Origin of the sequence: Streptomyces gilvus, assembly GCF_022513565.1 — a bacterium.
GTDB lineage: Bacteria > Actinomycetota > Actinomycetes > Streptomycetales > Streptomycetaceae > Streptomyces > Streptomyces gilvus.
In genome coordinates this window covers 313,113-327,239 of the sequence record NZ_JAKWBE010000004.1, presented here as the reverse complement: position 1 = coordinate 327,239, position 14,127 = coordinate 313,113, and the positions used below count along the sequence as shown (strand labels likewise).

Annotated in this window: 9 protein-coding genes; 3 read left to right on the top strand and 6 right to left on the bottom strand. The window is 71.0% G+C overall.

What is annotated here, in order from left to right; all coding sequences use genetic code 11:
- Positions 1-12: 12 nt before the first annotated feature.
- The 5 genes from MKW14_RS09900 to MKW14_RS09880 all read right to left on the bottom strand — a co-directional run bounded on the left by MKW14_RS09900 (position 13) and on the right by MKW14_RS09880 (position 8,649).
- Positions 13-1,251 carry an SGNH/GDSL hydrolase family protein gene (locus tag MKW14_RS09900; RefSeq protein WP_240861186.1) on the bottom strand — a complete coding sequence of 413 codons (1,239 nt, stop codon included), beginning with the start codon at positions 1,249-1,251 and terminating at the stop codon, positions 13-15.
- Positions 1,248-3,611: a glycosyl hydrolase family 95 catalytic domain-containing protein gene (locus MKW14_RS09895; protein WP_240861182.1), complete on the bottom strand. Its 2,364-nt coding sequence runs from the start codon at positions 3,609-3,611 to the stop codon at positions 1,248-1,250. Before MKW14_RS09895 ends, MKW14_RS09900 begins: the two co-directional genes overlap by 4 nt.
- 21 nt (positions 3,612-3,632) lie before the next feature.
- Positions 3,633-5,429 (bottom strand): alpha-galactosidase D, encoded by a 1,797-nt coding sequence (locus MKW14_RS09890; protein ID WP_240861180.1) that lies wholly within the window; start codon positions 5,427-5,429, stop codon positions 3,633-3,635.
- A gap of 26 nt (positions 5,430-5,455) precedes the next feature.
- On the bottom strand, positions 5,456-6,643 hold the full coding sequence (locus tag MKW14_RS09885) for an ROK family transcriptional regulator (protein ID WP_240861178.1): 1,188 nt from the start codon (positions 6,641-6,643) through the stop codon (positions 5,456-5,458).
- A 197-nt stretch (positions 6,644-6,840) separates the two neighbouring features.
- Positions 6,841-8,649 (bottom strand): M4 family metallopeptidase, encoded by a 1,809-nt coding sequence (locus tag MKW14_RS09880; protein ID WP_240861176.1) that lies wholly within the window; start codon positions 8,647-8,649, stop codon positions 6,841-6,843.
- A gap of 408 nt (positions 8,650-9,057) precedes the next feature.
- On the opposite strand from MKW14_RS09880, the gene MKW14_RS09875 reads away from it, so the two are divergent.
- Complete coding sequence (locus MKW14_RS09875) at positions 9,058-9,735, top strand: AIM24 family protein (RefSeq protein WP_240861174.1); 678 nt, start codon at positions 9,058-9,060, stop codon at positions 9,733-9,735.
- A gap of 199 nt (positions 9,736-9,934) precedes the next feature.
- Positions 9,935-11,569 carry a serine/threonine protein kinase gene (locus MKW14_RS09870; RefSeq protein WP_240861172.1) on the top strand — a complete coding sequence of 545 codons (1,635 nt, stop codon included), beginning with the start codon at positions 9,935-9,937 and terminating at the stop codon, positions 11,567-11,569.
- Here MKW14_RS09870 and MKW14_RS09865 read toward each other — a convergent pair.
- Positions 11,561-13,003, bottom strand: coding sequence for a serine hydrolase domain-containing protein (locus MKW14_RS09865; protein WP_240861170.1), 1,443 nt, complete (start codon positions 13,001-13,003; stop codon positions 11,561-11,563). The genes MKW14_RS09870 and MKW14_RS09865 overlap by 9 nt on opposite strands.
- 75 nt (positions 13,004-13,078) lie before the next feature.
- Here MKW14_RS09865 and MKW14_RS09860 point away from each other — a divergent pair, with 75 nt between their 5' ends.
- Positions 13,079-14,050 carry an LLM class F420-dependent oxidoreductase gene (locus tag MKW14_RS09860; RefSeq protein WP_240861168.1) on the top strand — a complete coding sequence of 324 codons (972 nt, stop codon included), beginning with the start codon at positions 13,079-13,081 and terminating at the stop codon, positions 14,048-14,050.
- Positions 14,051-14,127: the final 77 nt, after the last annotated feature.

Below are 14,127 nucleotides of genomic sequence, written 5' to 3'. Positions count from 1 at the left end.
GGGGCCGCCCGCTCACCCGCGTCCGGCGCAGTCGAGCCTGGTGAGGTCGACGGCGTCGGCCATCGCCTGCATTCCCTTGTCGTTGGGGTGCAGATGGTCGCCGCCGTCGAAGAACGGCAGGATCCGTTCGGTGTCGTAGGGGCTGCGCAGAGTGTGGTCGAAGTCGGTGTACGCGTCGAAGTCGCCGCTGGTGCGGATGTAGGCGTTGACCTCCTGGCGTACGGCCTCGGCGGCCGGGTCCCACTCCGACCAGCCCTTGAAGGGGGCGACGGTGGCGCCGACGACGCACTTGCCGGCCGCGTGGGCGCGGCGGGCGATCTCGCGGTAGCCGGCGACGAGGTCCTCGGCGGTGACACCGCTGTGGCTCTTGATGTCGTTGACGCCCTCGAAGAGGAAGACGGTGCGCACGCCCGGCTGGGAGAGGACGTCGCGCTGCAGACGGTTCAGGGCGCTCTGGCCGGCGCCGTCGGCGAGGACCCTGTTGCCGGAGATCCCCTCGTTGGCGACGCCCTGGATCCGGCTGTGCGCCTTCTGGAGCCGGCGGGCGAGGTAGTCGGGCCAGCGGCGGTCGAGGTCGCTGGTGGACTGCCAGCCGTCGGTGATGGAGTCGCCGAGCGCCACGACGGCCGCTGTGCCCGCGGGCGGTCGTACGGACACGGAGTCCAGATATGCCCAGGAGCCGGTCGTCTGCGTCCAGTCGGCCGCCCCCTCCTCGGCGGTGTGGTCGCCCTGGGTGACGTAGGAGGTCTGCATGGCCATCCCGTGGCCCGTGGCCGGGCCCGCCGCGTCCGGCGAGTGGATGCTGACGACAAGGTTCGTGGCGGCGGACAGCCGGCCGGGCAGCGGGTCGCTGAGGGCGACGGCGCCCGCCGGGACGGTGACCGACCGGGCGCCGCCGAAGGTCAGGCGCCGGTTGCTGCCGTGGACCAGTGCGGCGCCGGTCTGCTGGACGCCCGCGTAGGCGCTGTCGAAGGTGACGGGGCGGTCTCCGAAGGCGTTGGAGAGCCGGACGCGCAGGCCGGTGCCGCCGACGCTGGTGTGCACGACCAGCCGGTAGCCGCGGTCGGGCACCGCGTCTCCGATGCGGTCGGCGCTCGCGCCCCAGGTGACGACGTCCCGCCCGTCGGCGGGCGCCCCCACCACGGCGAACGCGGGCTGCTCGCCGGATGCCTCGACCGGTGAGGCCTGGAAGGCGCCGGCCAGCAGCAGGAGGGCGGCGAGCCGGACGGCCCGTCTGTGGCGGGCCCTCACCGCGCGAAGTCCTTGATCGTCACGGACCCTCCGGGCGCTACGGTCACGGTCCGCGACGAGCCGCCGAACGCGACCGTCGTCGTACGGCCGCCCACACTGCGGATGCGGGCCTCGGTCGGCCTCCCGTCCTGCCAATGTAGGTCGACGACGAAGCCCCCGCGCGCCGGGGCCCCGGTGAGCGAACCGGAGGCGGCCCAGGCGTCCGGGAGGGCCGGGAGGAGTTCCAGATGACCCGGCCGGGAGTACAGCAGCATCTCCGTGACGGCCGCCGGGGTACCGAAGTTGGCGTCGATCTGGAAGATGCCCCGGCCCGGCCTGGTCTCGTAGATGTCGAAGAGGTTGGGCGCGGTGCCGTTGCCGCCGCCGGTCGACGGGCGCAGGTTGGTGACGATCAGCTGGTAGGCGTTGTCGGCGTTCTTCAGGCGGGCCCAGCACAGGCTGCGCCAGGCGTTGGCCCAGCCGAAGCTGTTCATGCCGCGCGCGGTGAGCAGGGCCGTGGCACCGGCGACGACGTCGGACGGGGTGGAGCCGTCGGGGCGGATGCGGTCGCCGGGGAACAGGCCGACGAGCGGCGAGAGATGACGGTGGGTGGTCTCGCCGAGGTTGTCGGGGGTCATCCATTCCTCGAGCCAGCCGGTCTTCGGGCTCACCTGGGGAAGGTACAGCTTTTTGCGGAGGCTGGAGACGGTTTCCGCGTAGCCGCCGTCCCGCTTCAGCTCGGCCGCGGCCACGCAGTAGTTGCCGAACAGCGCCCACACCAGCTCCTGGGCGTAGGTGATGCCCTTGGCGTCGAGCGGTCCCTGTTCCGGGGACCAGTCGCTGTCGGCGATCAGCACCTCCTTGGAGCTGCCCGGCAGGGTCGTGGTCAGCAACCGGGCCTCCCAGAACTCGCAGGCGCCCTTGAGCAGCGGGTAGATCTTCTCCAGATGGGCGCGCGAGCCGGTGAACTCGTAGTGCTCCCACAGGGAGTTGCACAGCCAGGCGTTGCCCGCCGGATGCCACCACCAGCCGCCTCCGCCGTAGGGGTTGGTGGAGATGGCGAGTGTCCATCCGGCGTTCTCGCCGCTGGAGTTGCGGTAGCGGTTGCGGGGATCGTTGAACAGACGGCGGGTCAGGTCGGTCCAGGACGGCAGCTGGGCGACGCAGTAGTCGGTGAGGGCGTCGAAGCAGGCGGACAGGCCCGCCCGGTCGGCCATCCAGTAGTTCATCTGGATGTTGATGTCGGTGTGGTAGTCGCCCATCCAGTCCGGGTCGTTGCCGTCCAGCCACAGCCCCTGGAGTCCCAGGGGCAGACTGCCGCGCGAGCCGGAGATCATCAGGTAGCGGCCGAACTGGACGTAGGCGGCCTCGAGTTCGGGATCGGGTTCGCCGTCGCGCGCCCGGGCCTGCAGCCGCTCCCAGGTGTCGAGGGAACGCTGCCGGTCGGAGGAGGTCCCCAGCGAGAGACCGAACCGTCCGAACAGGGCGTGGTGGTCGGTGACATGCGTGCGCAGCAGGGTGTCCGCGGAGTGCGCCGCGGCGTCGGTGACCTTGGTTCGGGCCAGGCGCCGGGGGTCGAGGGACGGGTCGCGGTAGCCCTGGGCCGCGTCCGGAGCGTAGTTGGTGCCGCCGCTCACCACCACGGTGAGGTCCTTGCAGCCGGCGAAGGAGATGCGGGAGCCGCTGACGGTGACACGGCCGCCGGTGCCGTGCGCGGTGACGGCGGCCCCGTACTTGAGGCCGTTGGCGAACGCGGCGCCGAAGGAGATCCCGGCGCCCTCGCCGTGGGTGCCCTCCAGTGTGACCGTGCCGGTGTAGTGGCCTTTCCCGCTCTGGGTGAAGTGCAGCACGATCACGTCGTCGGGTCGGCTGGCGAAGAGCTGCCGCTGATACGTGGCTCCCGAGCGGACGTACGACGTCGTCACCACGCCCCGTGCGAGGTCGAGGGTGCGGCGGTAGCCGGAGACGGCGCCGAGGTCGTGGTCGGGGATGTCGACGGTGAGCCGGGCGAGCAGGGTGAGGGAGCCGAAGTGGTCGCGGTCGTAGGGGAACTGGCCGTCGGCGTCGAGGGTGTCGTTGAGACCGCCGGTCCACATCGTGGCGTCGGTGACGAGCAGGACCTCGCGGCCGGGGTCGTTGCTCGCGAGGGCGCCGAGGCGGCCGTTGCCGACCGGGAGCCCCTGTTCGATCATGGAGTTGTCGTCGGCGGGGGCCTGCCACCACAGCTCGTGGTGTGAACTCGCCGTGATCTCGGGTGTGTTGACGGGTCGCTCGGGTGCGGCCGAGGCGGTGAAGGCGGGCAGTGCCGTGAGGGCGGCTCCGGCCGCGGTGGCGGCGAGCAGGTCGCGTCTGGGAAGCAGGCGGGCGGGATCGGTGTTCACTGCGGCTCCTGGAGGCTCGGGTCAGGAAGACTTCGGGACGTCGATCCGGTCGATGTCCGGCGCGTAGCTGTTGCCGCTGTCGAAGGTGATCGTGTTGGAGCCGGCCTTGAGGGTCAGCGGCACGCTGACGGTCTCGACGGTCCCCCAGTCGCCGGTGGAGGGGAACTTGTGGTTCGTCGCGCCGCCGCCGTTGACGGAGACGGCGGCGGAGCGGGCGTCGCCGCTGACGTAGGCGATCTTCACCTGGTAGGTGCCGGCCTTGGGGACGACGACGTCGTTGACGGTGAGCTTGCCGCCGAGGTAGAGGTTGCCGACCTTCTTGCCACCGGAGCAGGCGGAGCAGTCGGCGACGGAGGCGTTGCCGGCGAGGGTGTTGGCGGAGGACTCGGCCTCGTAGCCGGTGAAGGCGAGCGCGGTCCCGTGCGGGGTGACGGTGAACAGCCGGGAGCCGTGGGCGGGAAGGGCCTCGGTGACCTTGTCCTTCAGGCTGCCGAGGTTCTCGTGGTTCCACAGGTCACGGACGGAGGCCGTGCCGGTGAATCCGAGGGAGGCCCAGGAGGCGGAGACCGCGGCGGGGCTGTCGGCGAGGTTGAACAGGGCGACGGTGTAGCTGCCGTCGGGGTTCTTCGCGGCCCACACCTGCTGCGGGTCGGACGGGGTGATGGGGCGGGCCGGCGGGGTGGCGCCCTGGTTGAGGGCGATGACTTCCTTGTTGGTCAGCAGGGACAGACCGTAGGAGTCGAGGCGGGTGAGGTCGTCGCCGGTGAACAGCGGTGACTTGGCGATGGCCCACAGGGTGGCGTAGCTCTGCCGTTCGGCCTTGGTCAGGCCGTCCATCTCGCCGTTGCCGACGTCGAGGGAGTCGAGGTCGTTCCAGCCGCCGGGGCCGGCGTGCTTCGTCCAGCCGGGGGTGTCGTCCCAGCGGTCGTCGACGGAGTTCTCCCAGCTGACGAGGGTGTTGCAGTAGCACTCGACGTCGGTGTCGATGCGCCAGCCGTTGGAGTACTTCTTCCAGTCGGCGGCGTGTCCGATGTCCAGGGACCAGGAGAGTTCCAGGTGGATCGGGCGGCCCGTCGCGGCGATGGCCTTGTTCCAGGCGGCCACGTCGGCAACGTTGTCGTACTGGTCACCGCTCTTTCCGGAGCCGGGGCCGACGCCGTCGAGCTTGAGGAAGTCGTAGCCCCAGTCGGCGATCAACTGGGCCTGGGAGTCTATGTACTTCTGGGTGCAGGGGCGGGAGAAGTCGAGCTTGTAGGAGCTGTCCCAGCCGTTGGTGGTGCGCAGGTCGCCGTAGACGATGTCGGCGGTGGTGCAGCCGTCGGCGTTCCAGATCGGCGTCTTCCCGTCGCCGTACGCCTCCTTCTCCAGGCCGGCGGGCAGGTAGATGCCGGCCTTGAGGCCCTTGGCGTGGATGCGGTCGGCGACGGACTTCATACCGCTGGGGAAACGCTTCGGGTCGGCCTTCTGACGTCCGTACTGGTCGTACTCCGGCTTCCAGGCGCTGTCGCGCCACCAGCCGGCGTCGATGTTGACGTAGTCGTAGCCGTACTTCTTCAGCTTGGCGGCCAGCGCGTCGGTCTGCTTGGTGACGTTGGCCTCGGTGAGGTAGCTGTAGTCGCCGTCGGGGTTGAGGCCGGGGTACTTGGAGGACTGCATGCTCCAACTCGACCAGCCCATGTAGGGCTTGGCGGCGAGGGTGGGCGCGCTGGTCTCGGCGTGGGCCGTGGGGGCGACGGTGACGGCGCCCGCGGCGAGGGCCAGGACCACCGCGGCTCTGAGGGCGCGTGCGGGCAGGGCGGAGTACGAGGAAGACCTCATGGGCCGTACCTCCAGGGGGAGTTGGATCAGCGGCTCGGCTGTAGGTGATCTGAGGAGATGAAGGACTGGATGGCGGTGGCGGCGGCGCCGCGGGCCCATTCCTCGAAGGGCAGCGGGCGGGTGCGTACGTCGCACCGGGCGGCGGAGCCGAAGGCGGCGGCGGTGAAGGCGTCGCGGATCTGCGCGGCGAAGAGGTCGTGGGCGGCGAGGCCCTCACCGGAGATGATCACGCGTTCGGGGCCGAGGAGGTTGGCGACGGTGGCGATGCCCCGGCCGATCGCCGCACCGGCCCGCGCGTAGACCTCGCGCACACCCGGCACTTCGCGGTGGGCGAGCGCGACGGCCTCGGCCGCGTCGGCGACCTGCCGGCCGGTGGCCGCGCGGACCTGGCGGACGATCGCGGCCTCCCCCGCGATCGCCTCCACACAGCCGCGGTTGCCGCAGTGGCAGGCCGGCCCGGCCGGGTCGACGGTGACATGGCCGATCTCACCGGCCACGCCGTGCGCGCCGGAGACGACCCGTCCGTGCACCACCAGACCGCAGCCGATACCGGCGCCGACGGTCACCACGGCGAAGTCGGACAGGCCCACCCCCTCGCCGAACCACTGCTCGGCCACGGTCAGGGCCCGTACGTCGTTGTCTACGGTGACCGGCAACCCGCAGGTCATGGCGGCGAGTTCGGCGAGCGGGACGTCCCTCCACTCCAGGAACGGCGAGTAGCGTACGACGCCCTCGGCGCGGTCCACATCGCCGGAGACGGCGATCCCGAGACCCTGCACGGGGGCGCCCAACTCGCTGGCGCTCACCAGCAGTTCGCCGACAAGGCGTGCGATGTCGGCGAGCACGGACCTGGTGTCGCGGTCGGCCAGCGGCAGACGGCGGTCGGAGCGGACACGGCAGCACAGGTCGGTGAGGACGGCGATGATCTCGTCGCCGGTCACCTTGACCCCGAGGAACAACGCCCGTCCGCCGTCGACCCGCACCGGGTTGGCGGGCCGGCCGAGCGTCGGCCGGATCTCGTCCGCCGCGTCCTCGACCAGGTACCCGGCCTCGATCAGCGGCTTGACCGCCTTGGTGACGGCGGCCGGCGACAGCCCCGCCCGCCGGGCCACCTCCAGCCGGGTGAGCGGTCCGTGGGACAGGACCGTGGTGAAGATCTGCGAGGCGGCCGGCGTGTTCGCCGGGAACGTCTCGACACGAGGGGTCGGGCGCATGACCGGGAACCTAGAGGGCTTCTTTTCCGCCGTCAATAAAAGAAGCAGGATTCGTCTGTGGCCCCGCTGTGCCATCAGGGGCCGGGGGTGGTCAACGAGGCCGTCTTCGGCAGAGCCCACTGCCCCTCCTGCGGCGCCGGGTTCACGGTGTCGGAGGAAGCGGAGGGGCAGTGGGTCTGAGCGCCGGGGCGTCGGTGTCAGTGCCGGATGGCCGGCGTGTTGGCCGCGGTGACGTTGACGGCGGCCCAGGCCTGGTCCACCGTCCGGTACTCGACGCCGCTCGCCCCGTAGAGGTCCTTGGCCGCCTTCAGCGTCGCGACGCGCGCGTCGTGGAAGTCGGTGGTGGAGACCATGTAGCGGGTCAGGGCGCGGTAGAAGATCGCCGTGGCCTTGGCACGGCCGATGCCCTTGACGGTCGAGCCGTCGTAGGTCGGCGAGTCGTACCTGACGCCGCCGATCGTCTTCTGGCCGCTGCCCTCGGCGAGCAGGTAGTACGCGTGCGAGGAGACACCGGAGCCGGCATGCACCTCCGCGTCGTACACCTCGGGCTGCCAGTAGTCCACCGTACCCTCGAGCCGGTCGAGGGAGGGGTGGTCGAGGCGGCGCAGGAACTTCTGCGCGAGGCCCAGCTTCTCACCGATGAGGTAGTCCGGCGCGTCCTTCGGGTTGTTGGTGAAGAACTCGACGTTGGAGCCGAAGATGTCCGCCAGGGACTCGTTCAGCGAGCCGGGCTCGCCGTACTGGTTACCCTGCGCGTCGACGCGGGTGGGCTCCAGCTTGGCGGTGGCGTCCACCACGCCGTGGGTCAGCTCGTGACCCGTGACGTCCAGGACGACGAGCGGCTTCTTGAACATGTCGCCGTCACCGTCGCCGTACAGCATGCAGCCGCAGTCGGAGTCCCAGAAGGCGTTGGCCACCTTGCTGCCCCAGTGGACCATGCCCTTGGCGGGCTTGCTGTTGTTCGCGATGCCCTTGCGGCCGAAGGTCTTCTTGTAGAAGTCCAACGTCTTGGTGATGCCGTACTGGGCGTCGGCGGCCGCGCTGTTGCGGCTGGAGGTGGCGCCGTTGCCGAAGACGTCGTTGCTGGTGGTGATCTGCTTGCCGCGGGCGAAGCTCTCCGTGTAGCTGCCCTTGGCGTCCCGGGTCTCGGTGCCGTACCTCGTCGGGTCCTTCAGCACGAAGGTCCTGCGGGCCGTCTGCGTGGTGGTCAGCGGGACCGGGCCGACGAAGAGGGACTTGCCGGTGCCCTTCGCCGTGCGCGGGTAGTGCACGGCGGCCGCCGCGGACGACGTGGCCGCCACCGAGGCGAGCGAGGCGCTGCGCGCGCCGATGCCGGTGGCGGGGTCCGCGATCTCGCCGCGCTCGCGCAGGGTGTCGAGCAGCTCGGGCGAGAGGAACTCGTCGTTGTTCGGCGTGTTGCTACGCACCTTGCCGGTGACGGCGTCGATGACGACGGTCCGGGCTCCCCCACCCTCGGTCGTGCCGCTGTCGGTGACCGTGACTTGATAGGCGAGGGCGGACGCGCCGTCACGGGCGTCCACGACGAGACGGGCGGCGCCGGCGTCGCCCTTGGCCACCGAGGCGGCCTTCCGCTCGGCCTCGTCGGCCGAGAGCTTGGCGGCAGTGGCCGCGGCGGGCCGGACGGTGTGGTCGGCGGCCCGGGTGACCCCGGTGTACGACAGTTGCCGGTTCAGGTGGACGACGAGGTCGCCGCCGAGGACCGTCATGCCCTGGTGGGTCCGGTTGAACCGGACGTGCCGCGCGCCCTCGGGGTCGATCATGACGTCCTGGGCGTGCAGTTCGTCGCCCCGGGAGACGCCGGTCGCGGAGGCGTGGGCGAAGGCGGCGGCGCGGGCCGCCGACACCACGGACGCGGCCGGGGTCGTGGCGGCCGCGGCATGGGCTGTCCCCGTGTCCGGACCCGCGAAGGCGGTGCCCGCAAGGCCCGTGGCGGCCGTCGTCACGGCGACGGCGACCGCCACGCTGCGTATGTGCGGTCTACGCACTGATGAGGGTTCCTTCCTTCCAGGACGGCCGCTCTCGCCAACCGCCCTGACGCATGGCGTCGTTGCCGCCATGGGGGCTGGTCGGGCCCCGGCTCGAAACCCTTATGGACAAGTCATGTCCATGTAAAGCCCGCATCATGGGATTCCGCGCAAAGCAGGGCAATACTTTGCCAATCCCCACCACTCGGTGAGCGCGAAGTCACCAACCGTGCGCCACTTGTGGAGATGTGACGGAACGGAAGAAGGTTGCCTCACGTGACTGTGACTCATCTCGCACATCGGCGTCGGGTTCGCCGGGGGGCGGACCCAAGGGGACGTACTGGACACAGCTCTTCGGCGCCTGACCACCGAGAACCCGTACCGGTTGTGATCTTGGCGGAACGAATCGCTCCGGGACAGGATGCCCGCATGAAGGGTTCCCTCTTTTCCAGCGAGCACATGGTCCAGCCGGCGACCCAGGCGGGTATGTCGGTCGAGAACGCCAAGTGCATCAAGTACGCGGTCAACGGCGAGATGCTCGCCCGTCAGGGCGCGATGATCGCCTACCGCGGCAACCTCCAGTTCGAGCGCAAGGGCCAGGGCGTGGGCGGCATGCTCAAGCGCGCGGTCACCGGTGAGGGGCTGCCGCTGATGTCGGTGCGCGGGCAGGGTGAGGCGTGGTTCGCGCACGAGGCGCAGAACTGCTTCATCGTCGACGTCGACCCCGGCGACGAGTTCACCGTCAACGGCCGCAACGTCCTGTGCTTCGACGCCGCCCTGTCGTACCGGATCGCGACGGTCAAGGGCGCGGGCATAGCCGGTGGCGGCCTGTTCAACAGCGTCTTCACCGGGCAGGGCAGGCTGGGCCTGGTGTGCGAGGGCAACCCGCTGGTCATCCCGGTCTCTCCGCAGTACCCGGTGTACGTCGACACGGACGCGGTGGTCGGCTGGACGGCCGGTCTGCAGACCTCCTTGCACCGTTCGCAGTCCATCGGCTCGATGCTGCGCGGCGGCTCGGGCGAGGCGGTGCAGCTGATGCTGCAGGGCGACGGCTGTGTGGTCGTACGGCCGAGCGAGGCGACGCCGCAGAAGGCCCAGCAGCACTGATTTCCCGCGCCGAGGGGGAGTTACCGGCGGGAACATATGCCGTCTTGAATTGAGGTCAGGCGTAAGGCACTTCGGGAATTCCGCCAACAGCGCGTGACCAAATGGGGGCGCACGCCGGTGAGTTGAGGATGCATTGAACACGCACCGGCGCACTTCCCGTACCTCTTGTGAAAGGTGAGAGCCAGGGGTTCAGCGAGGGATGACCATGGTCAAGGCGCATGTCTTCACGCACGAGTTGGTTGCCGGAAGGTATCGGCTCGTCGACGTCGTCCACCGCGAGGCGAACCGGGTCTGCTGGTACGGCAAGGGCGTCGACGGCGCTGCCCAACGTCCCTATCTGCTCACCCAGATCGAACTCCCCCCGGACCCGGACAACGATTCCGCGCTGCGCACCACCGCCCGCGTCATCCGTATGTCCGAGACCATGGGACTGCTGTGTCCCGGCGCGGTGGCGACCGTCGTCGACACCGTGGCGGACGACGGCACCCTGTGGATCGTGACCGAGTGGATCGACGGCACGCCGCTCGGCGAACTCCTCGCCCAGGAAGGCACCTTCAACTATGTGCGGGCGGCACGCATCGGTCTGGAGCTGCTGGACGTGCTGGAGGCGGCGCACGGCCAGGGCATCACCCACGGGGAGCTCAGCCCCGGGCAGGTCTTCGTGCGGGACCGGGGTTCGGTCGTGGTCACCGGCTTCGGCCTGGCCGGCGCCACCCTGGCGCCCCGGCTGACCGCGCCGTCGTACGCCTCCCCCGAACAGGCCCGTGACGAGCGGATCGGGCCCGCGGCGGACCTCTGGGCGCTCGGCGCGATCCTGTACACCATGGTCGAGGGCCGCCCGCCGTTCCGGGACCGGGACCGGCCCGAGGCCACGCTGAAGGGCGTGGACCGCCTGCCGCTGCGCACGCCGGTGCACGCGGGCCCGCTCACCCAGACCGTGCTGGGCCTGCTGCGCAAGAACTCCCGGGAACGGCTGACCCGTCCGGTGGTCCGCGAGGCCCTTCAGCGGGTCCTGACCGAGGATCCCGACACGCTCGCCGAGAGCGCGCCCCGGCCCCGGCTGCGCGGCAACTACACCGCCGCCTGGCACGCGGCCCCACCTTGGGGAAGGCGCGCCATGGCGGCGGGCACCGCCCTGACCGTCGTCACCGTGGCCCTCGCCGCGCTGGCCGCCACCCACCGGCTGCCCGGCTTCGGCACCTCCTCGCCCGAGAGCGCGCCCCGGCCCTCCCCCTCCGTCTCCGCGCCGGGAAGCCGCACCGACGGCACGACCGCTCCCTCCGCCTCCGCGACCCCGTCCACGTCCCCGTCGGTGATCTCGCCCTCTCCCTCGGAATCTCTCTCGGGATCGCCGTCGGCGTCGGCTCAGCCGTCGGCGTTCGTCCGCTACTCCGCGCCCGAGGGCTTCTCCGTCGACCTCCCCAAGGGCTGGAAGCGGGTGGACACCCACCGCGTGGGCGACCTGTCGTACCGCGTGACCTTCGGCGCGAGCGGCGATCCGCGCACGCTGGCGATCACGTACAGCACCGTCCTGGGACCCGACCCGGTCGCCGTGTGGCGTGACGACGTCGAGCCGGAGTTGGAGAAGGAGGGCGGCTACCAGCGGATCGGCGAGATCAAGGCGACGACGTACCAGGGCCACAAGGCCGCCGACATGGAGTGGCGCTCCACCGTCGACGGCACGCGGGTGCGCACCTTCGGGCGCGGCTTCCTGCTGGGCGGCGGCCGCGGGTTCTCGCTGCGGTGGACGACTCCGAACGCCGAGTGGGACACCGCCGCCGACCAGCAGGCGCTGGCCACCTTCCTGCGGACCTTCAGTCCGTCGTCAGGCTGACGGCCGCGGCGCCCGCAGTGCGCGCAGGGGCGGGTCGTGCAGCGGGGTGGTGTGCCAGTGGGCCGTGAACGTGCGGTCCGTGGGGGCGCACGTCACGGTCAGGCGGTGCGGTGTCTCCAGGAACACGATGTCCACGGCGAGGGTGCCGGCGTCGGTCCAGCCGCCGCTGACCGCGGTCGGCAGCGGCGCGTCGGTGACCCTCCAGCCGGTCCCCAGGCGCAGGTCGAGGCGGTGGCCGTCCTCGGTGAGCCGCAGCCCCCAGTCCCCATCGGCGGCCGTCACCGTGACCGAGCCCAGCCTCGGCTGCTCGGCGCAGACGCCGCCGAGCGGGGTGAACACGGCGCCGGACCATTCCGCGGCCTGCTCCGGCGGTGCCGGCTTCCCGGTGACCGGAGGCAGCGCGAGCCGGGCGAGGCGCTCCCGAAGAGCCGTGTCATCGTGCTCCCTGCCGGACAGCGGCTCCGGCCCGAAAGCCGGCAGCAGGTGCTCCCAGGCGAGATCGAGCACCTGCTGCATCCGCTCGGTCGCAGCGGTCGTCGCGATCACGGCGTCGTGTTCGGGCAGTACGAGACAGAACTGCCCGTAGGCGCCGTCGCCGCGATATCCGTGCCGGGCCATCCAGAACTGGAAGCCGTAGCCCTGCTGCCAGTCCGAAAGCGCCCCCTCGGCCGTGCCGTCGCCGTTGCCGATGTGCGGGCGCGTGGCCTCGGCCACCCAGCCCTCCGGCAGCAGCCGCTCGCCCTCCCACACCCCGTCCCGCAAATACAGCAGGCCCAGCCGGGCGATGGCGTCGGTGGTGGCGTGCAGCCCGCTGAAGCCCAGTTCCCGCCCGTTGCGGTCGTGCAGCCAGGCCACCTCGCCGATGCCTACCGGGTCCAGGAGTCGCGGACGGAGGTACGCGGTCAGCGGCTGCCCCGTCACGCGCTGCACGATCGCGGCGAGGGTGTAGGTCGCGGGCTGGTTGTAGGCGAACACGGTCCCCGGATCGCGCTCCGGCGGCACCCGCAGGAAGCCCCGCACCAGTTCGTCCGGGTCCTCGGCGAAGGCCCGCTCGAAGGTCTCGCCCTCGTGCCCGCTGGCCATGGACGCCACGTGCCGCACCAGCATCGCCCGGCTGCGCGGGTCGGTGATGTCGGCCTCGAACTCCGGGAAGTGGGAGACCACCGGGTCGTCGAGGCTCAGCAGGCCCTCGCCGGCCGCGATCCCGGCGGCCGTCGCGGTGAAGCTCTTGCTGAGGGAGTACAGCAGGTGCGGGCGCTCGGGCGTGTACGGCGCCCACCAGCCGGAGGCCACCAGGCGGCCGTGCCGCAGGATCATCAGACTGTGCGGCTCGATGTCGGGAGCGGCTTCGAGGGCGTCGAGGAAGGCGTGGACACCGGTGGCGTCGACGCCCTGGGCGGCTGGGGTGCCGGACGGCAGCGGGCTGGGGCTCATGAGGGCATCCTGCCTGGTGCGCCGCGCCGGATCGAGAGGCCGTTTTCCGTCACCGGTGCAGGGGACTCGGGCGTCATGGTGCGAATCGGATACACGATGATGACCGAGCAGGCCGGCCCTCGTGAACTGGTCGACCAGGTGGTGCGGGCCGAGCAGGCCGGTTACGACTTCTCGGTGACCTCGGACCACTACTTCCCGTGGCTGCGCTCGCAGGGTCACTCGCCGTACGCGTGGAGCGTACTGGGCGCGGCGGCCCAGGCGACCTCGCGCATTCCGCTGATGACCTATGTGACCTGTCCTACCGTCCGCTACCACCCGGCGATCGTGGCGCAGAAGGCGGCGACGCTGCAGTTGCTGTCCGAAGGCCGCTTCCGGCTCGGACTCGGCGCCGGCGAGAACCTCAACGAGCATGTGGTGGGCGGCGGTTGGCCGTCGGTCGACGTACGCCACGAGATGCTGGAGGAGGCCGTCGAGATCATCCGGGCGCTGTTCGAGGGCGGCCATGTCAACCACCGCGGCACGCACTTCGACGTGGAGTCGGCCCGGCTGTGGGACCTGCCGGACGAGCCGCCGCCGATCGGTATCGCCGTCTCCGGCGAGCAGTCCTGCGCGCTGGCGGGCCGGCTCGCCGACCTGGTGATCGCCACCGAGCCGAAGGCCGGGCTGCTGGAGTCGTTCGACCGGCACGGCGGCGCGGGCAAGCCGCGGGTGGGTCAGCTGCCCGTCTGCTACGACCCCGACCGGGACACCGCGATCAAGCGCGCCCACTCCCAGTTCCGCTGGTTCGGCAGCGGCTGGAAGGTCAACTCCGAACTGCCGCACCCGGACGCGTTCGAGGCGGCGACGCAGTTCGTGACGCCGGACGACGTCGCCGAGTCGATCCCGTGCGGCGACGACCCGGAGGACTTCGTCGAGGCCGTACGACCGTACGCCGAGGCCGGGTTCGGGGAGATCGCGCTGGTGCAGATCGGCGGCGAGTCGCAGCCGGCGTATCTGGACTGGGCGGAGAAGACGCTGCTGCCCGCGCTGCGGGACGCGTTCGCCTGACGCGGCGGCGCGTCACCACCACCGACGCCTCTCAAAGCCACGTCAACGGGTGCGTATAGGCTGCCGGTCTGCACGTC